Source organism: Streptomyces sp. NBC_01264, assembly GCF_026340675.1.
Classification (GTDB): domain Bacteria; phylum Actinomycetota; class Actinomycetes; order Streptomycetales; family Streptomycetaceae; genus Streptomyces.
Genome location: NZ_JAPEOX010000001.1, coordinates 1,808,623 through 1,833,912, shown reverse-complemented (window position 1 = coordinate 1,833,912; position 25,290 = coordinate 1,808,623). Strand labels below are relative to the sequence as shown.

The 25,290-nt window shown below is 67.6% G+C and carries 22 protein-coding genes; 16 read left to right on the top strand and 6 right to left on the bottom strand.

All coding sequences use genetic code 11. From position 1 onward, the window contains the following. Positions 1-95: 95 nt before the first annotated feature. The 3 genes from OG435_RS08235 to OG435_RS08225 all read right to left on the bottom strand — a co-directional run bounded on the left by OG435_RS08235 (position 96) and on the right by OG435_RS08225 (position 1,887). A complete protein-coding gene (locus OG435_RS08235) occupies positions 96-953 on the bottom strand; it encodes a hypothetical protein (RefSeq protein ID WP_266876166.1) in 858 nt (285 codons plus the stop codon). A 62-nt stretch (positions 954-1,015) separates the two neighbouring features. Beyond that, on the bottom strand, positions 1,016-1,414 hold the full coding sequence (locus OG435_RS08230; protein WP_266876165.1) for a hypothetical protein: 399 nt from the start codon (positions 1,412-1,414) through the stop codon (positions 1,016-1,018). Positions 1,415-1,422: 8 nt separating this feature from the next. Continuing rightward, entirely contained in the window at positions 1,423-1,887 is a 465-nt protein-coding gene (locus tag OG435_RS08225) for an NUDIX hydrolase (protein WP_266876164.1), read from the bottom strand. A gap of 249 nt (positions 1,888-2,136) precedes the next feature. Between OG435_RS08225 and OG435_RS08220 the strand changes: the two genes are divergently transcribed. Continuing rightward, entirely contained in the window at positions 2,137-2,700 is a 564-nt protein-coding gene (locus OG435_RS08220; RefSeq protein ID WP_266876163.1) for an HD domain-containing protein, read from the top strand. On the opposite strand, the gene OG435_RS08215 is transcribed toward OG435_RS08220, so the two are convergent. Further along, a complete protein-coding gene (locus OG435_RS08215; RefSeq protein ID WP_266876162.1) occupies positions 2,688-3,155 on the bottom strand; it encodes an NUDIX hydrolase in 468 nt (155 codons plus the stop codon). The genes OG435_RS08220 and OG435_RS08215 overlap by 13 nt on opposite strands. After that, positions 3,142-3,915, bottom strand: a complete 774-nt coding sequence (locus OG435_RS08210; protein ID WP_266876161.1) for an XRE family transcriptional regulator — start codon at positions 3,913-3,915, stop codon at positions 3,142-3,144. The genes OG435_RS08215 and OG435_RS08210 overlap by 14 nt, the downstream gene beginning before the upstream one ends. Positions 3,916-4,009: 94 nt before the next feature. Between OG435_RS08210 and OG435_RS08205 the strand changes: the two genes are divergently transcribed. From OG435_RS08205 to OG435_RS08160, 10 genes are all read left to right on the top strand, one after another. Next, positions 4,010-4,702, top strand: coding sequence for an HAD family hydrolase (locus OG435_RS08205; protein WP_266876160.1), 693 nt, complete (start codon positions 4,010-4,012; stop codon positions 4,700-4,702). A gap of 214 nt (positions 4,703-4,916) precedes the next feature. Further along, positions 4,917-5,471, top strand: a complete 555-nt coding sequence (locus OG435_RS08200; protein ID WP_266876159.1) for a CYTH domain-containing protein — start codon at positions 4,917-4,919, stop codon at positions 5,469-5,471. 275 nt (positions 5,472-5,746) lie between these two features. Next, positions 5,747-6,928 (top strand): glycosyltransferase family 4 protein, encoded by a 1,182-nt coding sequence (locus tag OG435_RS08195; RefSeq protein WP_266876158.1) that lies wholly within the window; start codon positions 5,747-5,749, stop codon positions 6,926-6,928. Next, positions 6,925-7,920 carry a D-2-hydroxyacid dehydrogenase gene (locus OG435_RS08190; RefSeq protein ID WP_323187797.1) on the top strand — a complete coding sequence of 332 codons (996 nt, stop codon included), beginning with the start codon at positions 6,925-6,927 and terminating at the stop codon, positions 7,918-7,920. The genes OG435_RS08195 and OG435_RS08190 overlap by 4 nt, the downstream gene beginning before the upstream one ends. Beyond that, complete coding sequence (locus tag OG435_RS08185; protein WP_266876157.1) at positions 7,920-9,032, top strand: radical SAM protein; 1,113 nt, start codon at positions 7,920-7,922, stop codon at positions 9,030-9,032. The genes OG435_RS08190 and OG435_RS08185 overlap by 1 nt, the downstream gene beginning before the upstream one ends. Next, positions 9,029-10,150: a hypothetical protein gene (locus OG435_RS08180; RefSeq protein ID WP_266876156.1), complete on the top strand. Its 1,122-nt coding sequence runs from the start codon at positions 9,029-9,031 to the stop codon at positions 10,148-10,150. The genes OG435_RS08185 and OG435_RS08180 overlap by 4 nt, the downstream gene beginning before the upstream one ends. After that, complete coding sequence (locus OG435_RS08175; RefSeq protein WP_266876155.1) at positions 10,147-10,944, top strand: radical SAM protein; 798 nt, start codon at positions 10,147-10,149, stop codon at positions 10,942-10,944. Before OG435_RS08180 ends, OG435_RS08175 begins: the two co-directional genes overlap by 4 nt. Further along, a complete protein-coding gene (locus tag OG435_RS08170) occupies positions 10,944-12,665 on the top strand; it encodes a carbamoyltransferase C-terminal domain-containing protein (RefSeq protein ID WP_266876154.1) in 1,722 nt (573 codons plus the stop codon). Before OG435_RS08175 ends, OG435_RS08170 begins: the two co-directional genes overlap by 1 nt. Continuing rightward, complete coding sequence (locus OG435_RS08165; protein ID WP_266876153.1) at positions 12,662-13,258, top strand: HD domain-containing protein; 597 nt, start codon at positions 12,662-12,664, stop codon at positions 13,256-13,258. The genes OG435_RS08170 and OG435_RS08165 overlap by 4 nt, the downstream gene beginning before the upstream one ends. A gap of 10 nt (positions 13,259-13,268) precedes the next feature. Then, positions 13,269-14,255 carry a glycosyltransferase gene (locus OG435_RS08160; protein WP_266876152.1) on the top strand — a complete coding sequence of 329 codons (987 nt, stop codon included), beginning with the start codon at positions 13,269-13,271 and terminating at the stop codon, positions 14,253-14,255. Here the strand turns inward: OG435_RS08160 and gltX are convergent. Continuing rightward, entirely contained in the window at positions 14,248-15,642 is a 1,395-nt protein-coding gene (gene gltX / locus OG435_RS08155) for a glutamate--tRNA ligase (protein WP_266881576.1), read from the bottom strand. The genes OG435_RS08160 and gltX overlap by 8 nt on opposite strands. 167 nt (positions 15,643-15,809) lie before the next feature. Here gltX and OG435_RS08150 point away from each other — a divergent pair, with 167 nt between their 5' ends. From OG435_RS08150 to OG435_RS08130, 5 genes are all read left to right on the top strand, one after another. Continuing rightward, entirely contained in the window at positions 15,810-16,586 is a 777-nt protein-coding gene (locus OG435_RS08150) for a class I SAM-dependent methyltransferase (protein ID WP_266876151.1), read from the top strand. A 157-nt stretch (positions 16,587-16,743) separates the two neighbouring features. Continuing rightward, positions 16,744-17,547, top strand: a complete 804-nt coding sequence (locus OG435_RS08145; protein WP_266876150.1) for a class I SAM-dependent methyltransferase — start codon at positions 16,744-16,746, stop codon at positions 17,545-17,547. Between the two features lie 188 nt (positions 17,548-17,735). After that, a complete protein-coding gene (locus OG435_RS08140) occupies positions 17,736-19,049 on the top strand; it encodes a hypothetical protein (RefSeq protein ID WP_266876149.1) in 1,314 nt (437 codons plus the stop codon). A gap of 29 nt (positions 19,050-19,078) precedes the next feature. Then, on the top strand, positions 19,079-22,354 hold the full coding sequence (locus OG435_RS08135) for a hypothetical protein (protein ID WP_266876148.1): 3,276 nt from the start codon (positions 19,079-19,081) through the stop codon (positions 22,352-22,354). Then, a complete protein-coding gene (locus tag OG435_RS08130) occupies positions 22,354-24,999 on the top strand; it encodes a pPIWI_RE module domain-containing protein (RefSeq protein WP_266876147.1) in 2,646 nt (881 codons plus the stop codon). The genes OG435_RS08135 and OG435_RS08130 overlap by 1 nt, the downstream gene beginning before the upstream one ends. Positions 25,000-25,290: the final 291 nt, after the last annotated feature.

Below are 25,290 nucleotides of genomic sequence, written 5' to 3'. Positions count from 1 at the left end.
GGAACCCTCCTCGGCACCCACCGCAGGGAAACGATCACCCGCCAGTGCGGGGCACCCCGCACTGACTAGCCCTTGATCACCAGGCTCTCACACCGTCAGCGCTGAAGCTCGGCTACCAGGCGCTCGGCCTCCTTCCGGGCCGGTGCCAGCAGCGGATCCTCTTCGCACACGTAGGGTCCGACGATCTTCGACAGGAAGAACAGCGACATCAGCTTGCCGTCCCGGCTCTCCAAGTCCGCACGTCGCTCATTTCGGACGCGGTCCGCGAGCCCTGGGACGGCAAGCGCGTTGCCCCACAGCGTTGCGGCGTCCAGGCCCCGGGGCGCCATGCCCCAGTCCTCCCAGTCAATGAGGGAGAACCCCGGTCCCATCACGTTGGCCCAGGTCAGATCCGCATGAGCCGGCGCCCACCGCTCGATCCGCGTATCGGCCACCCCGGGGAAGACCGCTCTGAGGGTCTGGGTCACCTGCTCCTGCGTGATCGTCACCGTGTCCGGCGTCGCGATCCGCGGTGTCTGCTGCGAGGCAAGCGCGTCCAGCGAAGCATTCAGCGCCTCCCACCACTCCTCCGGAAGGCCCGGGTCTTCAAGCACCAGGGCACCTTTGCCAACAGACGGCGATGGAATCAGCTCCAGCTCATCCGCGCGCCACATGACCGGCTCGCCCGGCTCGCGCCACGCCACTCCCTGGTACCACTCGGGCATCGCGACCCCTTGCAGTACGGCGGCGGCCTCGGTCCCGTTCCAGCCCTGCGGGCCGATCCGCTCGAATCCCCGCCGCTCGATACGCACCCACGTGCCCCGCTCCGTACGGCCACCCAAGGAACGGCGCTTGCGGACCAGGGCCTCCCGAACCAGTCGCACCTGTAGGGCCTCCTCCACGCGCTCCAGCACGTCTTCCACTGGCTGACGGCGCAGGTCCACCTGGGCAGCAACGGGCAGGGATCCAGTCATCACGACCTCCTCGGCGAACGGATGACCGTAGCAGGAAGAGCCCCGCCGACACGATCCGTCCGTCAACACGGAGCACCACAAGTTCCCCTGTCGTCGGCCGATGCAAGAATGGTGCCCGCCTCGCCCACGCCGTCCGCGGTGGACGCGTCTTCCTTGACCGTGGCAGTGGCCGCGCTCACGGCGATCAGGATCGGCACCCCTCGGTCGAGGAGACCGACGCGGCCGGGCTCGAGCGCAGCGGCCTGCTTCTTGGAACTGGTGAGGAGCAGACCGGTCAGCTCGGCGGTGGTGGACTGCTTGAACCACCACGCGGCGTAGTCCTCACTGGCCACTCGCTCCCACGAAGCGGCATCGTGCTCGTGAGCGGAGCCGGGTAGCTGGACGCTGGGGAAGCGAGCGCCGAGCAGACGTAGCTGCGTGGCCTTGCCGTCGTTGTCCGGGCGGTTGAGGCTGAGGAACATGACGACGGTCAGGTGGCGCGGATCTGGGTGTCGAGCACGGCCGTGATGGCCTCGGCGTTGCTGGCCACGAACTTGGCCAGCGCCGGCGGCATCAGGTCGAGCTGCCGGATCGCCTCTGCGGTGAACGGTACGCGCACGACCTCGTAGCCGCCCCGCTCGGGCTTGTCGAACTCGGTGCCCGTACGGGCCGCGATGTCCATCTGCTCCAGGCGCGCGGCGAAGATGTGTTGGACACCCAGGCCGTCCTCCAGCGAGTCGGTGATCAGGTAAACGAGCTCAGCCTTGCTCAGTTTGCCTCCGAGCTCCTCGAACACCTCGCGGTGCAGGGCGTCCTCAATGCTCGCGTCCTCGGCCTCGACGCCGCCACCGACGGTTACCCAGTACGCGTCCCGGCCGGGCTTGGTCCGCTTGATGAGAACAAGCTCGTCGCCGTCCAGAAGGATGGCCCTGGCATTTCGCTTGGTAATTGTCATCTCAGGCACCGCTCCAGGCTGTTCACAGTGGTTACTGATCTCGCCGATTGATTCGTCGATAAACGCGCCCGCCAGGCCGCTGCCGACACGTGTCGTCTGGGGTCCCCGTACTGACACCGAGGATTCCCGCCGCCACCGGCCTGGATGCCTGGGCCGCCGCCTGCCTGGCCCGAATACATTGGCCAGGTCACGACGAGGTAGGAAGGGAAGCTCATGACACATCGGGTCTGGCGGGACAGGTACCAGTCCATGGATGAGTCGCTGGTCGGCTGGGCGACGAGGGTTGCAAACGCGGAACTCAGCCTTGCACTTCCGAGGCGGTGGGCGCACTCGCAAGGGGTGGCAACTCGAGCGGCCGAGCTTGCGCAGATCTTGGGAAGTGACGGCAGCCTCCTGTTGGCTTCGGCGGTGCTGCATGACGTGGGGTACGCACCCCGGCTGGCGGTGACGGGCTTCCATCCGCTCGACGGGGCACGGTTCCTACGCGATGAGCATGGTGCTGATGGACGGCTCGTGCGGTTGGTAGCGAACCATTCCTTCGCACGGCTGGAAGCCGAAGAACGCGGGTTTCGGGAGTGTCTGGATGCTGAGTTCCCGTTGCTTGACGAGCCGCTGCTGGTGGACGCGCTCGTGTATTGCGACATGACGACGACGCCCGACGGGGAGCGGACGACCGCCGAGGAGCGGGTGGCGGAGATCGTCGGCCGCTATGGGGCTGACAGCCTGGTGGGGCGCTTCATCCGTCGGGCGTCGCCGCAGATCCTGGCGGCTGTTGAGCGGGTGGAGGCGGTACTGGCGGCTCAGCCGAGGTAGGGGAAGGAACCAGCGAGGTAGTCGCCGATCTGCTGGCGCATGCTGGCGTGGATGTCGTACTGGTCGAGGTCGGCGGGCTGGATGAAGCGGACGCCGTCGGCCTCGTCGTTGATGGTCGGCTCGCCGCCGATCGGGCGGCCGATGTAGGTGTTCTCGTACTGCTGGCGGATCTCGCCGTCGGTGTAGGCGACGATGTGGTGGGGGTTGGTGTAGACCCCGAGGAAGCCGGTGATCTCGGCTTCGATACCGGTCTCCTCCAGGCATTCCCGCACAGCGCACTGGGCAGCGGTCTCGCCAATGTCCTGCGCGCCGCCGGGCAAAGCCCACTGGCCGGTGTCGCGGCGACGCTGTAGCAGGATGGCACCGCTCTCGTCGACAACGAGCAGGTTGCTGGCGGGGATGAGGGTATTTGCCTTGGGTGCGGTGGGGTCGTTGTAGTACTCAGTCCTGCCCATGTGCGGCGGTCCCCTCTTGGTCGGGAGTCCAGAGCCGTGCGGCGGCCCAGACGGCTTCGAAGCTTTCAGCGTAGTTGTCGAACCACCCTGTGCTGTCAACTTTCTTGAGGTGCAGGAGGGGATTGGCGCTGGCGGGCTGGCCCCAGACGTGCGGGTTGACCAGCAGGTTGTCGTCGTAGCGGAACAATGACGTGTAGAGCGTGGTGTCGTGCAGCCGCACTTCGCAGCTGGCCTCGGGAAGTAGCGGGCGGTAGTAGGTCAGGGAGGCGCGGATCTTGGCCGCGAGAGCGTCGCCGATGCCTTCCTCGCGGCCCCGGATGGCGACTGCCTGGCCCCCCGGGTCGCCGAAGCACAGACGAACACGCACGCCATTGGCGGCCCGCTCGGCGAGCATTTTGGCAACGTGCGGATTGGACTGTGCGAAAAAGGTGCCGGAGAAGACGAGCACGCTGATCTCCTTTCGGGCCTCTTGGAGGAGGGCCAGCCACATGTCCCGGGGGACGGAGGCCCGGTTCGGGTACGTGCCGACCAGTTCGCCGCCCCCGGCGGTGTTGGGCGCGCTGGTACGTGGTTGCGGGGCCGGCCAGAGGAAGGACTCCTCCACCCGCAGATGTTGGGCGGCGCGGAACCGGTGACGCGCGTGGGGGACGCGTCCGCCAAGCCAGCGTCCAACGGTCTTGGGGTCAACCTCGCAGACTTCGGCGAGCGACTCGGGTGAGACACCACGCTGGGCGAGTACGGAGTGCAGTCGCTCGTTCACAGACGTCATGCAAGCGGAGCGAGGAGCGATCGGGCAAGGACGTTTTGGGACGTTCATGCGGGATGAGGCCGGGACGGTTCCCTACGCTTGCGCCATGCAGCTCATCGTCCTGTGGGACATCGACCACACGCTCATCGAGAACGCGGGGGTGAGTAAGGAGATCTACGCCGATGCTTTTTCGGCGCTCGCAGGTCGTCCTGCCACGAGGCCGGCGCCGACGGAAGGCCGGACGGACCGCATGATCATGCGCGAGATGCTCCGGCAGCACGGAGTGGCAGTACCGGGGTGGTCCACTGTCGAGGCTGCCCTGACCAGGGCTGGCGAAGGGCGCGAGGAGGATCTCCGCCGTCGTGGGGCCGCGTTGCCGGGGGTACGAGAGGCACTGACCGCAGTGGCCCAACGTTCGGGCTGGGTGTCGTCGGTTCTGACGGGCAACATCGCGGCCAATGCCCGCGTGAAACTGTCGGCCTTCGATCTTGATCTGCTGCTGGATCTCAGCGTCGGGGCGTACGGCGCCGATGCCGATCAGCGCCCCGACCTTGTGGCCATTGCGCGTGAGCGGGTTCAGCGCCTTCGCGGTGTCCGAGGCGATGTGCCCGTGGTGTTGGTCGGAGATACACCCAGGGACGTCGAAGCGAGCCTGACGACGGGCTCCGGAATCATCGCCGTCGCCTCGGGGATTCACGGCCAGGCGGAGCTGTCTGCCGCCGGCGCGGCCGTCGTGCTACCAGATCTGTCGGACACCACGCATGTACTCGCGCTGCTTGAGGACTTCGCGCGGGAGTGAAAACGTCCCAGGACGTCCTTCGTGGCGTCCGAATACGCGGTGATGAGGTCCCAGAGGCTCAGGGAGTATCAGGGCCTCGACGAGGTGACCGGCCGAAGCAGGCCCGCAGGTAATCGGGGCCCGCCGTGTGGGGGAGCCCCAGAACTCTTGCGCGGTGTGCGGCCCTGCTCTGGGCGGCCCGTCCACGGCCCCACCGCTACGGGAAGAGGATCTGATGAAGCGCGAGTACGGGGCGAAGTTCCTGGACATTGACGTCGCCCACCTCAGGGTAAGGCTGACCAAGCTTGGTGCCGTCCAAGTGCTCCCTCAGACCCTCGTGACCTGCAGGATCTTCGAGCACGATGCTCTCGGCGGCGCCTGGCTCCGCCTGCGGGACGAGCACACCCGGTCCATCCTCACGCTCAAGCACGTCGCTGGCGCCGCCACGACCAGCACCACCGAGACCGAGGTTGCGGACCTGCACGCCATGGCCGACATCCTTCGCAGACTCGGCCTGCGCGAAGCCCGCTATCAGGAGCACTACCGGGAGCAGTGGCGCCTGGGCGAAGCCGACTACAGCTTCGACACGTGGCCCGACCTTTCCGCATTCCTCAAAATCGAGGCCCCGGACGAGGCATCCGTTCGTCAGGCTGCCGCGCTCGTCGAACTCGACTTCGCAGAGGCCTGCTTCGGCAGCGTGGAGGAGATTTACGAAAGCGAGGCCGGCCGCAACATCCTCGGCGAGCCCACGCTGCTCTTCTCTAACGCCGTCCGAGTCCAGGCCCCCTGACCCAGAAGACCAGGTGGCGCTTCCGAGTCATTCCACAAGCTCTGGTTACTCGGGAGCGGGAGGCGATTCGGATCGACCAGGGCACAGTCTGCCCGGCACCGAAACGCGATCGGCCTGCCAAGACGCGCCGACGCCGGTGCGCGCATCTGCATTCCCCCGGCTTCGAGGACACCATGCATCAGGCATCAATTCAGCGCTGTGAACGATCGCGTAATGAACTCAGCTCGGAATCCGGCTACGTCGTGGTGCTGCTCCACGAAGGATTCTATGGAGCTGTGTCGGGCAGCGGCTTCAGCAACCGGGCCTTCCTGACCGCCCTCGCACAAGACCTGCCGCATGGGCTCCTGGTGGTCGTACCGGTAGTCCTGCCCCCTGCCCACCCCGGCCGCGACCCGCAGTGGGAGGTCGACGTCGAGCGGATGTTGGCGAAGGCCGGAGCGAGGGTGCTGCCGCTTCAGGGTGAGGCCATGCTCACGTCGCCTGTCGGCTGTGAGGCGTTATCTGCCATGGCCGTGCGCCGAGCCGAGCCTTACCTTCACGGCCGGTCGCTGCTTGTCGGCTGCGATGTGCCTTTCCTGGCCGTTGGCTCGTACGCTCCGAAGAGCGCGGATGTACTCCTCGTGCCCCGGTCCACGGCCGCAATGGTCCGCCCGGAGGACAGCTCACAGATCGCCTGGGAGCGGCGCGGGCTGACCGTGACCGTCGCCGGTGGCGGCCTCGTGGCGGCTATCTCCGACCATATGAGGGATCACCTGACTGGCACCTACGGGCTGCCCGACGGCGTGGTGCTGGACCTCCCCAACGGGCTTATGCCCGCGGATCAAGCCGTGGTGCACGGCCCCGTGCTACCGCTGCCGGCTGGCGCCACCGACGGATTCGTCTTAGCGATGGGGCGTGCTGTGGAGTCCAAGGGATTCGCGGATCTCCTCCATGCCGTGGGCCTCCTCGGAGACCAGGGCGTTGCGGTCCCGCACCTGGTGCTCGTGGCCGCGAGCACGGGTGAGCGGAATTCGCACCAGGTGCAGTTGCGCGGCCTCATCGACCGACTCGGTATTGAAGCCACGCTGCTCACCCGGTTCGATCCGCGTGTGCGTGGTTGGCTGGGCGACCCCAGCCTGCGGGCGGTGGTGGTGCCCTCAAGGGCTGAGCCGTTCGGCCGGATACCGCTGGAGGCGTTCGCCGCTGGCGCCGGCCCCGTGGTGGCCACCACCGCAGGAGGGTTGGCGCAGACCGTCCTCGACGGCGTCACTGGCTACTCCGCGCCGCCGGCCTCGCCCCAGGCGTTGGCAGTGGCGCTCCATCGTGCTCTGGACGCTTCTCCCGCCGACCGCGCCCGGCTCGCCGAGGCCGGGGCGCGACTCTTGGCCGAGCGCCATGACTACGCCGTTTCGGTCCGTTCCGTCCTCGAACGGTGCGCGCCGTGGGCGTTGTCCGCCCGGGCGGGGGTCAGCCAGTGATCCGGCAGGTCGTCATCGCCTTGAACTCGCCGCACTCGTTCTGGGCGATCGGGCCCGGTCATATGGCCTGGCTCCGGGACGAGTTTCCCGCGCTGGAGTTCCGCACGGCTGCTGATGAGGAGCTACCGACCGCCCTCGCGGCTGCGGAAGCCTATCTCGGGTGGCGGTTCGAGGAACGGTGGCTGACCCAGGCGCCCCACTTGAAGTGGATCGCGACCCCGGCCGCCGGAACCGACCACCTTCCCGCCAGGCAGATCGCCGCCTTCGGCGCCGTGCTGACTCGCTCGTACGGTTTCCACGCGCAGCCGGTGGCCGAGCACGCCATGGGCATGATCCTTGCGTTCTCCCGCGGCCTTCTCACCAGTTCCCGGCTTCAGCGCACCCATCAGTGGTGGAAGGACGACCTGGCGGGTGAGTTCTTCGACCTCGCTGGGGCGACGATGATGATCGTCGGCTGCGGCAGCATCGGCACCCACCTCGCCGGAATGGGACGAGCCTTCGGCATGCAGGTCCTCGGCGTCCGCCGCACGCTGCCTCACGCGCCCCAGAACGGCATCGAATGGATACCCGCCTCCCGCTGGCGGCAGGCCTTGCCCGCCGTGGACGTGGTGGTGAACCTGCTCCCTGCGACACCAGACACGGTCGGTGCCTTCGACGCATCGACATTCGCTGCGTTCAAGCCCGGTTCGGTGTTCGTGAACCTCGGCCGGGGGACAACCGTCGACCACGCGGCTCTGCTGGGCGCCCTTGAAACCCGCCAGCTGAATGGCGCCGGCCTTGACGTCACCGACCCTCGTCCGCTGCACCGGCGTGACCTACTCCGCCGCCACCCGCGGGTGCTGCTTACCCCGAAGACCGCCGTGTTCTCCCACGCCTACATGGATAGGGCTGTTCGGTTCTTCGCGGACAACCTGCACAGCTACCTCTCCGGCCACCCGCTGCGCGGCGCGGTCGACGAACCGATCCCCGACCGGATGAAAGGAATCCACTGATGACGCTCGCCACCGAATACAACGACCTCTTGGCCGCGTTCGCGGAGACGGGGCGCAACCACCCCTACTTGGCGTTCACGCTGAACGGAATCTGCGACCGCGACTGCGTGTTCTGCAAGCCGCGCTGCATGCCGGACTACGGACACAAGGACACCGTCCTCTCGGTACCCGAGTACGCGGCCATCGCCCGCACCGCCGGGCAGTGGGGGGTCCGCAAAGCACACTGTTCCGGCGGGGAGCCGACCCTCCGCAAGGACATCCTCGACATCATCCGGGTCCTGGCAGAAGGGCTGGGCGAAGGCGCGCAAATCGGCATGACCAGCCACGGAAACTTCCGCAAGGGACTCTCGGTGGAAGGGTTTGCGGAGGCGGGGCTGACGTACCTGAACGTAAGCCTCCACAGCACCGACCCCGGCCGGTCCGCGGAGATCATGGGTGGCGGTGACCCGGGCATATCGCTCGCCACCATCACGGAGGCGCTAGACCTCGGCCTCAAGGTAAAGATCAACTGCGTGCTGATGCGTTCCTACATCGAGGACGCCTTCGCCGTCGCGTCGCTGGCCCGGAGCCTGCCGGTGGCAGTGAGGCTGATCGAGTTGCAGAACATCGGCCCCGCCAAGGAGATGTTCGAGACCGAGTTCATCCCCGAGGCGGAGGTCCGGGATTTGCTCGGGGACTGGTTCACCGGGGCTGGCGAAGTTTCCCGTACTGACCTCGGTGTCCGCAGCCCCGGCCGATACCTCCAGCCCGACGGTTGGAAAGGCTCCATCGGCTTCATCTCCAACTCCTCGTGCGCTACGTGCTCGGACGCCAACCGCATCAAGGTCACGCCGAGCGGGGTAGCGCGCCCCTGCATCCTCCACAACCAGGACATCCAGCTCCGCGAATACCTTGCCCCCGGCACGCTGGACACGGCGTTCGCCCACCTGTTCAACGCCATGCTCGAACGCAACACCAACCCGGCCTGGGGCGGATACCACTACGTCGACTACGACCTGCGGTGGGACCGCATGAAACGCCCCCAGGGAGCTGCCGTCTTCCTCCCGGTCCTCGCCACCAACAGCGGAGCCGGATGCTCCGTCCGCCGGCTGCCGACCGGGGTCGAGGAGTGAACACCATCTACGAGGCAACCACCGCCCTGTACGCCCATCACCTTCGCGCTGCTGGGCTGCACCCGGTGATGGTTACGCACAAGTGGCAACAGCCCGATCTCATCGCCCCGCATTCCGACCTGGACCTGCGGCTCGTCCTCGATGCCGCCCCGGCCTCCTGGGGGGACTTCAATACGCGCGTGGCTGCCGCCCACACGGCGGCCGTCGCCGCCGACCCGGCGCACGGCCGCTTGCTGGAACACCCGCCCGGGTACGCCTTCACGACCGCGGAGTTGGACGCTGGTTTGGTCCAGCCCGCAGAGGTCGCAACCTGGTCGCTGGTCCATGGTTCGCAGGAGATCCTCGGACAGTGGATGAAGGTCGCCACCGCGGAACCATGGACGGCCTCGGACGCCCGGTTCTACTGGGCACTCCTGGACGCGCGGGTGGCTGGCCGCTACCGCCTGGCTGCCGACGCCACGGACAACGTGCACCGTGATCTGAGCGGCTACCTGCGGCACTGCGTAGCGTGGCACTACGTCGCCCCGTGCTGGTTCGCTGCCGCATGCCTGGCCACCCACAGCCGCTCGTCGGGCAAGCTCGACGCGCTCACCCGTTGGAGGCCCGGTGACACCGGTCGCCACGCTGAACTGTTCGCCTCGCACGCGGGGCCCGTTGGGTCCCGGCCCACCCTTGCCCCCCGTTTGCTGATGCGGCACGCGCACAGCGCGGTGGAGGCCGCCTTGCACTACACCCCAGCTTCCTTCTGCGAGCCGGATGGCCGGCCGGGGCTCGGGCTGCGCCGGGAGTGGGCGATGACTGCAGGCATGCTGCGGGTCAAACCAGCCCGCTGGCGGTACTACCTGGACCCCCCGCCCGGGATCTCCACCGGCTACCTGATCGCCCGCGAAGCCAAGGAACTGACCGCTGCACAAGCCGCGCTGGAACGGCTGGCCGGCCACGGAACGCCCGAGGAGCGGTCCATGGCCGCCCGGGTGGCCGCCGTACTGCCCCCGTCAGGTACACCGACCAGCGCCGGGGTGCTGCGGGACCTGCTGCGCTCCTGGTCGAGGGCCGGTGCGGCCCTCGGAGACTTCCTGACCGGCCCGACCCAGACTATGGAAGGCGCCCCACTATGACGCGGCCGCTCATACCCCCACGGGTGCTGAAGACTGCCAAAGTCAAGATCACCACAAAGTGCAACCGGTCGTGCGACTTCTGCATCTTCGCCGACGGCGCCCACGGCGAGAACATGAGCCTGGAGCTGTTCGCAAGGATCCTGGACCGGCTCGGGACCGTACCGTTCCGGCAACTCCACATCAATGGCGGCGAGCCGACCGTCCACCGAGACTTCCCCGCCCTCTCCCGGCTGGCCCACACCCGCCTGCCGGACACGGTGATGGTGCTGGGCACCAACGCCATTACCCTCGCCCGCAACCAGCGGCTCCTCGACGTGACCCTCGAGGTCTACGACCAGATCCTCATCGGCTGCGACGACGAGCACGGGAACTACGACGAGGTCGCCCACGTCGTGCCGCTACTCCGGCAGGCGGGCAAGACCGTCGTGATCAACAGCGTGCTCGAGGCCATCTCCTCCAGCCACCTCGACCAAGTCGCCGCCCTGTGCGAGCGGACTGGCGCGATCCACGTCACCAACCACGTCCACCACATCGACGTCGGCCAGCCGGACAACCGACTCGGCGGGCTGTGCGCCCGCTATCTCGACCAGCACCTCATGGTCGAGATCGACGGCTCCTGCTACCGATGCTTCAACGCAATGGCCAAGCAGGACAGCGAGTTCACCGTCTGGGATGACGATTTCACGACGAAGTTGTTCGCCCCCCGCACCCAGCACTACCGGTTCTGTCTCAAGTGCCACGAGTACACCGACTCCGGGCGCCAGACTGTGCCCGCGACTGCTGGAGGTACCTGATGCCCGTCGCCCTGGGCTTGAACTTCCACCACGACACATCCGCCGCGCTCATCGTGGATGGCCGCCTCTACGCCGCCGAGGAGGAGCGCTGGTCCGGCCTCAAGCACCACCGCGAGCACGGGCAGCACAAGGCCGTCCTGACCGCCCCCGCCCGCTCCCTCGCCTGGTGCCTGGAAGCCGCCGGGATCGAGCTCGGTCAGGTGGATGCCGTCTGGGCCGCGGGGATGCGCCCCCACCCGCCCGGCGGGCATTGCCTGGCCACCGAACGTGAGGAACTCGCTGCTCTCCTGCCTCAGCCGCTCGGCGACAGGCTCCGGTTGATGTCCCACCACACCGCGCACATGCTCTCCGGCTATCTCATATCAGGACTCGGCCACGCCGCCGGCCTGGTCATCGACGCCGGGGGCTCACCCCTCGGCGTGGACTTCGGGCCCGGCAGGGAGAGAACCACCGGCTATGACCTGCGCCCCGGCCTCATCGACCGCGTCCACCAATCCATTCCCAGCCTGTCCGCAGGACCGGTAGGCGTTGAGCGCGGCCACCACTCCCTCGGGCACTTCTACCGCAACATGGCTCACCGAGTGATCCCTCCGGGAGACGAACCCGAGGGCAGCATGATGGCGCTGGCGGCATATGGCGACCCTGCCCGCTACCGGCAGCTGATCAGCGAGCTGATCCACCTCGGCGGCGACGGTGTTGTCCGCATCGCCGCCCCCTATGGTTCCGCGGACAGCTGCACCCCGCTCAAGGCCGGCAGCCGGGCCTGGACGCAGGCCGGCGCCGCCGAGGTGCCGCTGGCTGAACGCGCTGACTTCGCGGCGGCCGTCCAGGAGGCGTTCGCTGCCGCCGTGGTCCACACCGCCCGGCACCTGCGCCGGCTGACTCGCGCAACTGACCTGGTGTTCTCGGGAGGGTGTGCCCTCAACTCTCACCTCAATGGAACTCTCGCCCAGGACTCGGGGTTCGACCGGCTGTTCATCGCTCCCGCGCCGCACGACGCGGGGACCGCCGTCGGCGCTGCCCTCTACGGATGGCACCACCACCTCGGGAACGACCCGCTGCCCGCCCCGGTCGACGCGGGATGGGGCCCCGTGCCAGGCGCCCTGTCCCTGCGGGATGTCCCCGACGGTTGGCACAACCTCGGTGACCTCGGTGACGACCTCGGGCCTACAGTCGCAGGGCTCCTCGCGGGCGGCAGCATCATCGGATGGGTACAGGGCCCCATGGAGTTCGGGCCCCGGGCACTGGGGCACCGGTCGATCCTCGCCCACCCCGGTCACGCCGGCAGCCGCGACCGCCTCAACACGATCAAGCGGCGCGCCGCGTACCGACCGTTCGCCCCAGCGGTCCTCGACACCCACCTTCGTGATTGGTTCACCGGCGACGCAGACCCGTTCATGAACCGCGTCGCCCGTATCCGGCCTGAGCAGGCTGCACACGTCCCGGACGTCGTTCACCACGACGGAACCGCGCGTGTCCAGACCGTCGCAGCCGGGCACACCGGCCTGGGCCGCCTCTTGGAGGAATTCCGGCAGCAGACGGGCCTGCCGATGCTGCTGAACACCAGCTTCAATCTCAAGGGCACGCCGATCCTGCGGACCGCCGCGCAGGCAGCCCAGGGCGCCGCCGGGCTTGGCCTCGACGCGCTCGCTGTCGGCACGACCCTCCTGGCCGCCGATCACGGTCAGCATGCCGCGCCGGCCCGGGGGTGGGCGGCGTGACCGATCTGGAGAGGGCGGTCTGGTCTGCTCTTGGCGCTGCCAGCTGGGAGCCGGGCCAGCAGACGACGGCTCGCACCTGCGCAGCAATCGCGATGACTTTGTACGGGGGGCACAGCCGCGATCAGGGCACCCCGTACATCGAACACCCCATGGCAGTGGTGGAGATCCTCCGCGAAGAGCTGGGTGTTGTCTGCCCCACGGCCCTTATGACCGGGCTTCTTCACGATGTGCTGGAGATCAGCCCCGGTGCCCGCGATCTGATCGGCCGACGGCTCGGGGTGAAGTTCGCCAACCGGCTCGCTGACATCACTCCCGATCACCGGCTCGAGCGGCGAGCCAAAGGGCCTGGAGACCGTCAGGCGTGGCGGGAGAAGACTGCGGCCCTGGAGCCGGTGCCGCTGTTGATCCGGCTGGCGGACCGCATCCACAACACCCGCGACCTGGCCAAATCTCCCGACCTGGTGCGCCGCGCCCGGTTCCTGGACGACCTGGCCGCCTTCTACCTCCCGCTCGCCAAGGCACGCCGGGCGGCCAGCCCTCAACTTGCCGCGGCATACCGGGTGCTGCGGCGCGAGTACGACACCCACCAGTAGGAGAGGCACGATGGTGCAGACCGTGTACTCCATGGAACCGACGGGCAGGACCGGCGGCCGGGTCTACCTCCAAATGATCCACAACGTCACAGCTGAGCAGGTGCGATGGGGCACGGTTCCCGACTACAAGCGGGCCGACCGCATCCGGCGCTGGCGCAAGGTCCGGCATCTCCAGCGCCTGGCCCCGGTCATCGCCGCGCTCGACCGTCCCGACGCCTCGTTCGTGTGGGACGACCTGAGCCTGCTGCTGTTCACCCCAGGCATGCGGGCGCGCACCGTGTTCGTCTTCCACCACTACGAGCCTCTTCAGCACGACTCCGGGCCATTGGAAGCCGTCCTGTGGCAGCAGCTGTTCGCCTTACTACCCGAGTGCGCGGCCGTGGTGTGCGTTGCCCCGTACTGGGCGGAGTTCCTTCAGCACCATGGAGTAGAGAACGTTCACGTCATCTACAACGCTTTCGACCTGACCGAGATCGACACCGTACGCGGTCTCGACCGGGCGGCGTGTCGGGCCGAGTTCGGGCTTGCGGTGGACACTATCGCCGTCTACGCGGGCAAGGCTGTCCACTGGAAAGGAACCGAACAGGTTGCCGGCCAGCTCGACGGCGCCTCGGGCATGAGGGTCCTCGCCACCGGCAGCAATACGATCGGGTTCGCTGGCAGCCACCATGATCTGCCACGGGACCGGTACCTGAGGCTGCTGCGGGCGTGCGACGTCGGGGTCTTCATGCCCGAGATGCAGGAAGGGTGGAGCCGCTGCGCCGCCGAAGCGGTCCTGCTCGGTATGCCGTGTCTCATCCGGCCTCTCGCCGGCCTTAGCGACCTTGCTGCCGTCAGCGGTCAGCCCGCCCCTGACCTGGACCGGCTGCCGCAGCAGGTCCGAGACAGGGCTGCCGCACCACAGGAAGAGGCCAGGGCCGCGTACGCGGCCCTGGCCCAGTTCGACACCGGCTACTTCGCCGACGCCTGGAGCACCGTCCTCGCCAAGATCAGCTGACCGGAGCAGCTGCTTCTTCCTGGCCCGTCAGACGCACCGACGCAGCGTCCAGACGGGCCAGGACCCGTTCACGGCCCAGCACCTCGACCGACTCGAACAGCGGCAGGCCGACCGTACGACCGGTGACCGCCACCCGCACGGGCGCCTGAGCCTTGCCCAGCTTCAGCCCCTGCCCGGCCGCGACGTCCTCCAGGCCCGCGTGCAGCGCCGCGGCGGTCCAGTCGTCCAGAGCCGCCCACCGCTCACGGGCTGCTGCCAGGATGCTCTCCGCGCCCGGCTTCATGGCCTTCGACCAGGACACCTCATCACGCGGGGGAGTGTCGAGGAACAGCCAATCCACGTAGTTCGTGATCTCCGACAGCACGGTGATGCGGGTCTGGGCGTAGGGGGCCACGGCCTGCCAGACTGCCTCATCGAACGCGGCCTCCGGCCACGGTGCTGCCTCGCCGGACAGCCAGGGTCGGCAGGCGTCGGCAAACTCCTGCGGGGACAGCGCCCGCATGTAGTCCCCGTTGAACGCAGACAGCTTCTTGACGTCGAAGAACGCGGACGCCTTGTTGACATCTTCCAGCCGGAACAGCTTCTCCAGCTCCGTGAACGGGCGGACCTCTACGTTGTCGCTGGGGCCCCAGCCGAGCAGCATCAGGTAGTTCACCATTGCGTTCGGGAGGTAGCCCTCGGCGAGGTAGTCCTCCAGAGCCACCTTGTCGCGGCGCTTCGACAGTTTCTGCCGCTTCTCGTTCACGATCACAGGAAGGTGCGCCCAGACGGGCGCCGGGGCCTCGAGTGCGTCCCACAACAGCTGCTGCTTGGGGGTGTTCGACAGGTGCTCCTCGCCTCGAATGACGTGCGTGATGCCCTGCTGGATGTCGTCCACTGCGTTGGCGAGGATGAACACGGGGCTACCGTTGCCCCGGGCGATCACGAAGTCCTCCAGCGCCTTATTGGGGAACTCGGTTCGCCCGCGCACGACGTCGTCCACGACGGTTGCGCCGTCGTCGGGGGTACGGAAGCGCAGGGCCCGGCCTTCTGCGTGCTCGAGGCCACGGTCACGGCAGAACCCGTCGTAGCCCAGCTGCTGGGAGCCGGTGCGGGCGGTCAGTTCCTCGCGGGTGCAATCGCAGTAGTACGCCTTGCCCTCGGAGTGGAGCCGGAGAGCCGCGGCCCGCTGTTCCTCGGTGTTGTGAGACTGGAAATGCGGTCCCTCGAAAGTGGGATCGCCGGTGTTGATGCCGATGGAGGACAGGGCGCTGATGATGCCGTCCACCCACTCGGGCCGGTTGCGGGCTTCGTCGGTGTCCTCGATCCGCAGGACGAACTTGCCTTGCTGCTGTCGGGCGATGACCCAGTTGAAGAGAGCGGAGCGGGCTCCGCCGACGTGGAACATGCCTGTCGGCGAGGGGGCGAATCGGACGCGGATCGAGTTCATCGAGCCAGGGTATCGGCCCCGATGGCTCGTCAGCAGCAAGGATTTCAGACCGCCGGCCGGGTGATTTAGAGCCCGTCTGGGACCTGACGGCGACGTTCCAGGTCACCGCGCAGGTAGAGATCCACATGACCACTTTTGCTGCTGCGGCTCCCTACTACGCCCGCTTCCGGCCGGCCTACCCCGAGGCCGTCTACACCCACATCCGCAAGCGTTTCCGGCTGGACGGAACTCAGCACATTCTGGACCTGGGGTGCGGGCCAGGGACGCTGGCCATCCCGCTGGCACGGTTCACGGCGGTTGTCCATGCGGTGGACCCGGAGTCCGCGATGGTCGCTGAAGGCCTGAAACTCGCCGAAGCCAGAGGCGCTGTCAATATCGCGTGGCAGGTTGCGGACGCGTCCCGAGTGCTTGATCTAGGCCTCCCCGAGGTCGCGGTGTGCACCATGGGACGTGCCTTCGGCTGGATGGACCGATCCCAGGTTCTGGCCGACCTGGGCAGGTTGATCACGCCGGATGGCGGCCTCGTATTCGTTTCCAGCCTCGCACCGCCGGAGCCGCCGCCGTGGCTGAAGGTGATCGAAGGAGTAGGAGCGGACTACCTCGGGCCTGACTACCGGACCCGGTATGGACCTGCCAGCGGCCCGGTCGGGGAGCCTGGCGACCTACTCGCAGCCTCGGTGTTCTCCCACGTGGAGACAGCCGCTTTCGAGCAGGCACTCGAGTTCACCCTGGAGGAGCTGGTGGGATTGCAATTCTCCTTCTCGTACACCAGTCCGGATGTTCTCGGTGACAGGCAGGCCGCGTACGAGGCCGACCTGCGTAGCGACCTAGCCCGTTTCGATCCAACTGGCCGGTTCTTCGAGACCAGGCAAACCGTATGCACGATTGCTACCCGTCGATAGGCTCCTCCACGGCCATCTCGGAGCCCCAGTTTCTTCGGCCACGCCCCTCATGCTGCGCGTCGACCGGCGCGGTCATCGCCATCGGCCATCCCGAAAGGGCGGCCGCGCGAGATATCTGGATGACGCCGGCATCTGCGGGGCCCTACTCTCGCCAGGCATGACGAGCATCGATCCCCGCATCGCGGGTTTCTACAGCGAGTACGACGAGGCGGCCCGACTGCACTCCACAGCTGCGGGCCGTCTCGAATTCGAGCGCACCCGGGAGCTGTTAGGACGCTACCTGCCTCCACCGCCAGCTCGCGTGTTGGACGTGGGTGGAGGCCCAGGTGCCCATGCCCGGTGGTTGGCCGAGGACGGTTATGAAGTTCACCTGGTGGATCCCGTGCCAAAGCACGTCGAGCAGGCCCGCGAGCGGGCGCCCGGATGCGTCGCCGCGGAAGGGGATGCGCGTCAGCTGGCCTTCTCGGCCCGAACCTTCGACGCGGTGCTGCTCCTCGGGCCGCTCTACCACCTGGCGGACCGCGAGGACCGGCTGAAGGCGCTGCAGGAGGCCCGGCGCGTTGCGGTGCAGGGCGGTGTCATCGCGGCTGCGGGTATCTCCCGGTACTCCCTGATGCAGGATTACACCGTGAGTGCGGGCCTGTCCCCGGAGCTGCTGGCCGGCGAGGTGTCGCAGGTGGTTCGTACGGGTTCTTACGACGGCAGCAGGGGTTTCACGGTTGTACATTTCCACACGGCTGCAGAGCTGACTGAGGAGGCCCGTGAAGTTGGACTGGGTGCTGTGAGCATCCACGGGATCGAGGGCCCAGGGTGGGCTTACGTTGTTGCGGCTGGTCGGTGTGCGGGCCAGGAAGAGGCGGGGGAGCTCGTCGCGGATGCGATAGCGACGGCCCGGCTCGCCGATGAGCACGGCGTGTTCCACGATGCATCGGCGCACATGCTCGTCGTTGGCTCGGCTTGAGCTGCCCCCCACTCGCGCCCTGGAGGCGAGTAGGGGCGGCTGGTGGCATAAGGCTGTTCGGATCTTGCGCTCCGCGCTGGGGAGGGCCGGGGCTGCCGTCGCCTCACAGATGCGCAGTAGCGCGACTGGTGAACGCTTGTTCGTAACAGGCGGTGCATTGTCAGTGACGTCATGTATATCAATCGGCTATGAGTATTGCCCAGGAAGTCGGCGCGCTGCCCGCCGGTCGCGTACACCCTCAGTCCGTCGGAGCGTCGTCGCCGACCGACTGTCTCTCGCCGGATGATGTAGCGGAGTCCCGGGATCCCAATCCCGGCAGGGAATGGGATCCGCAGAGCACAGCGGACGACTACATGACGGTGGAACTGCTGTGTGCCGCCCTCGCCAGAATCCGGCTCGACCGGCAGCAGGCCGACAGCGGTCAGTTGCGTTCTGCTGAACTATCAGGGCTGTTGCCGCGCGCCTGGCGTGATGCCCGGGGACGCTTGTGGTGGAAGGCCCAGGCCCAGGCCCAGGCGCTGGGGTCGGAGTGGCCCGGCGACGATCTCGAGCTGTTCGACTGGTGCCGTCGCCCGCTGGGGTCCTGGCCCGTGCGCCTCTCCCTCGCCGACGGCGACCTGGATGCTGTCCTGCTGGAAGGCGATGAGCTGTCGGAGTTCGCCGAGCAAGCGGCCGATCTCGTCCGGCATGCAGATGTCGAGGCAGAACTCGTTCAGAACGAGACCTTCGCGGCGCTGATGTCCTGCGCGCGGATGAACGGTGCTGACGAGCAGGCCGTCCAGCGTAACTACTGCTGCCTGCGGCGGTTGCTGATCGACCGTCCCGTGCTCAGCGACCGGGACGTTCAGGCCCTGACTCGAGAGTTTCCGAAGACGGACGCAGACAGCGACTCGTTTCTCGCGAAGTTCGTGCGCACCGCGTACGTACTCCATCCGGTCGAGAGCCCGGGGAAGATCCGGCTGTGGCGTTGCCGCAAGTGTCGCAACACCGTCGACGAGGGGGCGGCTAGCTGCGGAACTCCGGGATGTGAGGGAGAGCCCGAGCGGTACGAGCTCACATGTCTGGGCGGGTACTGGACCCAGCACCGGGCGACTCGCCAGTTCTTCCACGACCCGGGACTGCTGGAAGGGCGGCTGCTGGACCGGCTCGCCGAACTGCCGCCGGACCAGGTCCGGACCGAGCCTTGGCCGTGTCTGGATGCGTGGGATGGGGCACTGACCTTCGAACCGCTGAGCCCTGGTGGAGAAGGGGAGTGCTGGGCGATCGACGCGAAGGACTGCGCGAGCCCCACCCTGCTTGCCCGCGGGTTCCGCATCGACCTCCGCGTGTCGGCGCGCCGCCGCATCATCGTCGTGCCCATGCACCGCCTCAAGACTCCCGGGTACCTAGCGGATTTGGAACGCGAGCTGCAGGGACGGGTCACCGGAGTTGAGGTCCTCGATGAGAAAGCGTTCTTGCGGCAAGTCGCCGTCCGCGCGAGCAGGGCAGGGGGCACGCGATGAGGGACACCCGCTCCTGGAGCACTTTGCTTGTGAAGGAACTGGACGACGAGTGCGTCCGGCCTATGCTCGGCCCTCTCAAGCCGTGGGAACTGTGCGCCCTCGAACTTGGATTGTCGTTCCTGGCCGACCATTTGCCGGGCCGGGGCATTGGCGCTCTGTGGCCTGTGCTCGCCGGGTACATGCGACTGGACCCGGCACTCGACCCGCAGATCCGTACCCTGCGTGAGCTGATGGGCTCGGTGGCCAAGACCGGGACGATGCGGGAGAAGATCGACCAGTATGTGAAGCTCCCCGCCCAGGTACGTGGGTTTGAGCCCGGTGACATGGCGGGGCACAAGACTGAACTGTCGACCGTGTTCACTCGCCGTCGTTCCCCATACGCCGCGGCACGCCACGACGTCTACCGGCAGAAGCTTCAAGAAATCGCCCCTTACAAGACGGGCGGTGGCTACCGGCCCGCGCCGCCTGGCTCGATGTGCTCCTTCGACCGAGATGACGGCAGTCGGGAAAGGATCCGTATCCCCGAGACGTTCATCCCCGCGCCGGCCCCGCCCACGCTGCCAGCGACGACCTCCCGAACACGGGAGCCAATTCCTCTCACCCCGGAGGATCTCCAATGGGCTGCGGTCGAGATGGACAAGATCCTTGAGAGTCATCCGGAGAGCGAGAACCGGGACTTCGTCAAGCGGCTGGAACAGATGGAGGCCCTGCTCGCCGATCAGATCGGAGGGCGCCTTCTGGAACGGCCGCAGCAGATGGTCATCGACGGACTGTGGCACGTGGTCGGCCTGATGAACAGCGGCAAGTCCACTCTGCTGGACATGATCGCCTACATCGTCGCCCGCCGCGGCGGCAAGGTCGGCTTCGTGCTCGCCTCCGGTAGCGACATGTACGCCAAGGTCAGCTTCCTGCGGGCACTTGGCATCGACGCCGTCCCCATCTTTGGACGGACCCGGGAGGGAGTCCACAAAGACCGCTATTGGCGCTCACTCCTCCACGACGGCGATACCACATTCCCCACCGGTGTCGACGCCGCTGCGGCGTTCGCCGACGACCAGTGCTATCTGGAGGAGCTGCGCCTGACCAGCAGGACCGACCGGGCACCGCTGCCGAGGGACGAGCGGCCATGCAGGGGCAAGCTCTTCGTGGACGGTCAGAGTGGTCGGCGGGACTGCCCGATTCTTTCGCGGTGCCCTGCCCACTCAGCGGCCCGCAATGTGGCCGAAGCCGAGGTGTGGGTGACCACTGCGGCCGGCATGGCATCCACGGTGATGCCGCAGTCCCAGATCGAGGTCCGCGTCGCCGAAGCGGCCCAGCATCACCTGGCCGCACTGCTGGTCGACGAGGCCGACACCGTGCAACAGCAGTTCGACGACCGGTTCCTGCTGCACGAGATTCTCTCCCAGCCCGGCAGGGGATGGAGCCACCGAGTGGGGGACCGGATCGGGCAACGCTTGGAGCAGTCGTGGTTCCTTGACCTCCTGGACCCCGAGGTGAAGGCCGGAGACAAGCACTTCCGCCGCCACGATCAGGCGATGACGGAGCTCTACCGGCTGATGATCGACCCGGGCGCTGACCAGCTGCGCGCCGTCATTGCCGAGGGACCATTCACCGGGTACAGCCTCCTCCGGCGCCTCGCCCGGAGCCTTCACGGCCTCCCTGAGCGCAACGACTTCGCCCGCAAGGCAGAACTCGAGGAAGCCGCCGACCGGTACTTCGAAGAGCACTTCGAGCCCATGGTCACCACCCCCTTCCAAGCGCCCGCAGAGAACTGGGCCGAGCTGATCGAGGCGATGACCGCGACCCACGACACCGCTGTGTCGGCACAGGAAGCCGCCGAGGCGTGGATCGAGGCACACCAACCGGCACTCGACGGCATCACGGCCCGGGGCACACCGCCAGAGCTCGCACAGCTGTTGCAGGCCGGCTTGTGGGCTGCACGCATTACGACGTCGTTCTTCGAGGTCGCCCAGCGTCTGTCGGCCATCAGTACGTCGCAGATCGGCGATGGCGAGGACTTCTGGAGCCGTCAGCCGCCCCGTGACCTGATGCCCTTCGTCCCCGAGCAGGCCGCGGGGAACCTGATGGCCCTTCAGTGGCAGCCCAACCCAGGTGGCGACAGCGGGTCCTTCAGCATTCTGTGGCTGCGCGGCGTGGGCCGCTGGCTCCTGTATCACCTCCATGACCTCCTGGAGGCTGAAGGAATCCAGGGACCCAACGTCGTGCTCGCCTCCGCCACCAGCTGGATGCCCGCCTCCCCCCGCTTCCACCTCGACGTCACCCCGAACCTGGTCCTGCGCGAACCGAAGAAGGCCAGGGCAGCGCTGCTAGAGAGCAAGATGTTCTTCCGCCCCCCGCGCTACCGCGACGGCCGTCCGGTCTTCACCTCGGGCACCGGCGGCAACCCCACCCTCCACGCCCACGCCCTGTGCGCGTCCGCTGAATGGATCTGCAACCCCGCCCCCGGAGCGCGGGAGTCGCTACTGCAGCAGGCCCGCCAGCGCCTGGCCGCCGACCGCCAGCAAGTCTTGTTCACCGTGCAGAGCACCCGGGACGCCCAGACCGTCGCCGACTACATCAACCAGAAGACCCCATACACGGCCCTCCACGTCATCCGCGACGACGACCAGCCCACCCGCAACAGCATCCCCCGGCGACGCCTTGCTACTTTCGCGGCCTCCGGGGCCGACATCCTCGTCGCAGCCGAAGGCGCCGTCCAACGTGGCCACAACATCCTCAACGCCCGCCGCGTCGCGGCCCTGGGCGCAGTGTTCTACCTGGCCCGGATCCACCCGCCCGCCGACGACGCCACCTTCCCGCTCTCCCTCCTCAGCCGAGAGGCGATGCGCCGCCTTCGCCACCCCGTCGACCTCACCCTCGACCATGCTGATCTGGTCGACCTTGCGCGCAAGCTGCGCTACAGCGAGCGCCGCCGATGGCAGCGACGGGTAGGCGAGCCCGTCCTATTCACCCGTCTCACGGACCCGATCGAGCACGCCGCGTTCGTCGGCAATTTCCTGGTTCCCCTCCACCAGACCCTCGGACGTGGCATCCGCGGCAACGAGCCTGTCCTGGTCTACCTCTGCGACGCGGCCTTCGCCCCCCGCACCGCGAACCTAGACGAAACCGCCGCAGACACTCCCCGTACGAGTGTGATTGTCGCCGCGCAACAGCTGCTGCACGGCTGGCTCACCGATCCCGGCCCCACGGCCACGGCCACCGAACGGCTCGACCACGCTCTCGCCCAGGCCTGCTGGGGCCTGGCCTCCCATCTCCTCGAAAACATCGACTGGGGTCACCGCTGATGCCCGCCTACCGCAGCACCCAAGCCACCGTCCTCACTTTCACGCCGGAAGCCACCTGGCCCGTCACTGGCTACCGCACGACCTGCCCGCCGGGAATGCTTACCCTCCTGGAGAAGGCGTGGGATACGCGGCCTGGCCGTCGTCCCCGTGGCGCACCGGACTACCTGCCCACCAGCTCGCTGAGGGACCTGCTCACCCTCATCGACCCCGACATCACCTCTGTACAGAGGAACCCGCGCGATCCGGCATGGCTCCGAGCCCGGACCACGGTCGACCCGGACCTCCTGCTGATCGCCCTGTCGGCATGGGCCTCCGCGCGTGTAGCACCTCACATGCCCGACACCAACTGGTACAGCCAGCTCGAAGGCGCCGGCCAGCTGGAATGGATCCCCGAGGACCTCGATCTCACCCGCCACGACCTTCACACCAACGGCACCGCCAACCCCCCGAGCCACGTTTTCAACCTCCTGCCCAGCCTTGTCGCCGAGCACCTCACCACCACCGGGCTCCAACTCCTGGACCACCACCGTGACCTGCGACTCGGCCCCACCCGACCGGATGGCCGTCGTACCCTGCACCTCGGCGCACCCGAGACCCTCACCGACGAAGACGGCGCGGCCGGCGCCAGCGTGGATGTCCTGACCTTCCACCTCGAGACCGTGCCCGGCGTCCCTGAAGTCCACCTCCATGTCGACCTGAGCATGACCCGCTTTGCGACGCACCCGGTCGACTACATCCCCCGCCGCGGATTCAGCGACCCGACTGCCAGCGTCCTTCTTTCCGCCAAGGAGGGATTCGTCCACCGCCGAGAGCGGCCCATGCTCCTACAGAGCGGAGCCACCGTCCGCCGGCGCGGAGAAGGCAGCACTTGGACCTGGGAGCCGGGCGTTGCCGAGATCCTTGCCCGCCTCACCCACCACCAGCCACCAAGCCTCGAACAACTGCGCACCGCACCCGGCGACGCGGCGGCCCAGCCCTTCGCAGCCCATCTCGTCCACAGCACTGGTATGACCTACCGCTACCCAGACAAGGACGGCACCCCACCGGCGCGCTCGACCCACGACCACCCAGCCGGCCACGGCTATCAGCCCCGTGACCACATGGAGGTCCTCGCCCAGGTCGCCCAGCAGCTGGAGGCGAAGGGGATGACTCCGCTCGCACCCGCTCCCAAGGCGCGGACCCGCGCCAAGACCCTCCTGCCGCTGGAGCTGGACGACAACCCCATCCACGGGATTGAGGTCTGGGCATCCTCCGACCGGACCTGGGAAGGGCTGCAGGTCGCGGCCGCCGCCAAACTCGACCTGACCCCCGGCCATTCCACAGAGACTTCAGCCAGCTTCACCGGGCCGATGAACGTCACGCTCCACCGCTGCAATCCGCAAGACCTGACCGCCGGCCTGCCGCGCTCCACCAACACCGACAAAGCCGCTCGACGAGCTGAGTACGAAAGGAACGAGGCGGAGCGCGCGGCGAGGATTGCCGAAGTCTTCCCCCGTCTTGACGAGCCCATCGCCTGCATCGTGGAGATGGAAGGGGCTGCCTTCTTCTCACGCACGCGCCAAAACGATCCCAAGAAGCTCTTCAAGAAGGCTCTCCCGGCTCTCCGCCGCAACGTCCAGTGCCTGCGCCCGATCGTTCCTGCCAACCCGAATCCCAGCAAAGCCGCCCTCGCCAAGCGCTTCCTAGGCACCGACTTCACCGCGACGGACATCGAGCGCGCCGCTTCCGCTCTCCAGGACGCCCTCCGTCAGGCTGGGCACCTCCCCAAGGTCGCCGTACCCCTAGGGATCGAGGGACCCTTCGAGCTGATCACGGTTTGGCTCGCCCCTGCGGGCGAGCGGATGATCGTTCCCATCCTCATCAGGCAGCACACACACGAAGAGCCCACCGCGCAACTGATGCCCTCAACGGGCAGCCCCACCGAGCGGCCCATGCCGTTGACCGCACTGCCCGAGGCACTGACCGCTGGCCGCGGACGGGTGGTCACCCGTACCTCGCGCGCGGCTCTCGCCGAGTTCATCACCGGGGCATTGGCCCTCGACTCGACGGCAGACCGGCTCCTGCTCGTGCGCCGCGCGCGGATGAGCGACAAGGAGATCTGGCCATGGCTCCAGGACAGTCGGATCGCCTTCGACCGACTGGTTCTGCCGGGTGTCGACATGACGGACCCTGCAGTGGTTCCGGTGTTCCGGAAGCCTGGCGACCAGCCTGGCCTACGGATCGTTCGGCTCCGGGAGCGTAGCGACCGATATGCGGTCCCTCGGGCCTTCGGAGTCGCCGAGGAGATGGTCAGCGTCGGCGAAGACATCGACGAGCTGGTCCCCGTAACCCGGTACGGGCGGTTCTCGGGGCTCGTCGACGCCGGTGAACGCGCTTTCTGGGGTATCAACCCGCGGCCGGATCAGAACCAGATCGTGCTCAGCCTCACCAAGTTCGACCCGGCCGACCCGTCCAGCCGCACTAGGACCTGCTCCAACCCGACCTCCCTGGAGATCGTGCCCGCCTTCCTCCAGGAAGGAGACAACCCCGCCGACTGGGCCATGTACACCCATGCCCAGCGACGTCTCCACGCCCACACGACGATCGCGACCACCTGGCCTGCCATCGTCCACCTTGCCGAGTTGATGGAGGAGTACATCCTCTAATCCGCGAGGCGCGTTCGGTGACACCGGACGGCTGGCTGTTCCGCAACCGCACGGGCAGGGCGTTGAGACTGCCTACGGCACGACGTAGTCGCGAGCTCGCGACTACGTCGTGCTTCCCTGCGACGGCCTCAACGACAGGCGACCAGGGGCGACGCTTCACCCCACGCAGTGAGTTCGGGACGGTCCGGAATACGGGCAGTCGCCGGAAACAGGGGCCTGGCCACGTCTGAGCTTCAGGTCGTTCGCCAGCGGTTCTCTCCCGCGATCAGTACAAGGGGAGCAAGCGAAACC

Excerpts from the sequence above, each read along its gene's own strand:
- OG435_RS08185 (WP_266876157.1), top strand. The coding sequence starts at position 7,920 with ATGACGCTCGCCACCGAATACAACGACCTCTTGGCCGCGTTCGCGGAG.
- OG435_RS08215 (WP_266876162.1), bottom strand. The coding sequence starts at position 3,155 with ATGGGCAGGACTGAGTACTACAACGACCCCACCGCACCCAAGGCAAAT.
- OG435_RS08220 (WP_266876163.1), top strand. The coding sequence starts at position 2,137 with ATGGATGAGTCGCTGGTCGGCTGGGCGACGAGGGTTGCAAACGCGGAA.
- OG435_RS08145 (WP_266876150.1), top strand. The coding sequence starts at position 16,744 with ATGACGAGCATCGATCCCCGCATCGCGGGTTTCTACAGCGAGTACGAC.
- OG435_RS08170 (WP_266876154.1), top strand. The coding sequence starts at position 10,944 with ATGCCCGTCGCCCTGGGCTTGAACTTCCACCACGACACATCCGCCGCG.
- OG435_RS08225 (WP_266876164.1), bottom strand. The coding sequence starts at position 1,887 with ATGACAATTACCAAGCGAAATGCCAGGGCCATCCTTCTGGACGGCGAC.
- OG435_RS08205 (WP_266876160.1), top strand. The coding sequence starts at position 4,010 with ATGCAGCTCATCGTCCTGTGGGACATCGACCACACGCTCATCGAGAAC.
- OG435_RS08200 (WP_266876159.1), top strand. The coding sequence starts at position 4,917 with ATGAAGCGCGAGTACGGGGCGAAGTTCCTGGACATTGACGTCGCCCAC.
- OG435_RS08235 (WP_266876166.1), bottom strand. The coding sequence starts at position 953 with ATGACTGGATCCCTGCCCGTTGCTGCCCAGGTGGACCTGCGCCGTCAG.
- OG435_RS08230 (WP_266876165.1), bottom strand. The coding sequence starts at position 1,414 with ATGTTCCTCAGCCTCAACCGCCCGGACAACGACGGCAAGGCCACGCAG.
- OG435_RS08150 (WP_266876151.1), top strand. The coding sequence starts at position 15,810 with ATGACCACTTTTGCTGCTGCGGCTCCCTACTACGCCCGCTTCCGGCCG.
- OG435_RS08140 (WP_266876149.1), top strand. The coding sequence starts at position 17,736 with ATGAGTATTGCCCAGGAAGTCGGCGCGCTGCCCGCCGGTCGCGTACAC.
- OG435_RS08175 (WP_266876155.1), top strand. The coding sequence starts at position 10,147 with ATGACGCGGCCGCTCATACCCCCACGGGTGCTGAAGACTGCCAAAGTC.
- OG435_RS08160 (WP_266876152.1), top strand. The coding sequence starts at position 13,269 with ATGGTGCAGACCGTGTACTCCATGGAACCGACGGGCAGGACCGGCGGC.
- OG435_RS08130 (WP_266876147.1), top strand. The coding sequence starts at position 22,354 with ATGCCCGCCTACCGCAGCACCCAAGCCACCGTCCTCACTTTCACGCCG.
- gltX (WP_266881576.1), bottom strand. The coding sequence starts at position 15,642 with ATGTTCCACGTCGGCGGAGCCCGCTCCGCTCTCTTCAACTGGGTCATC.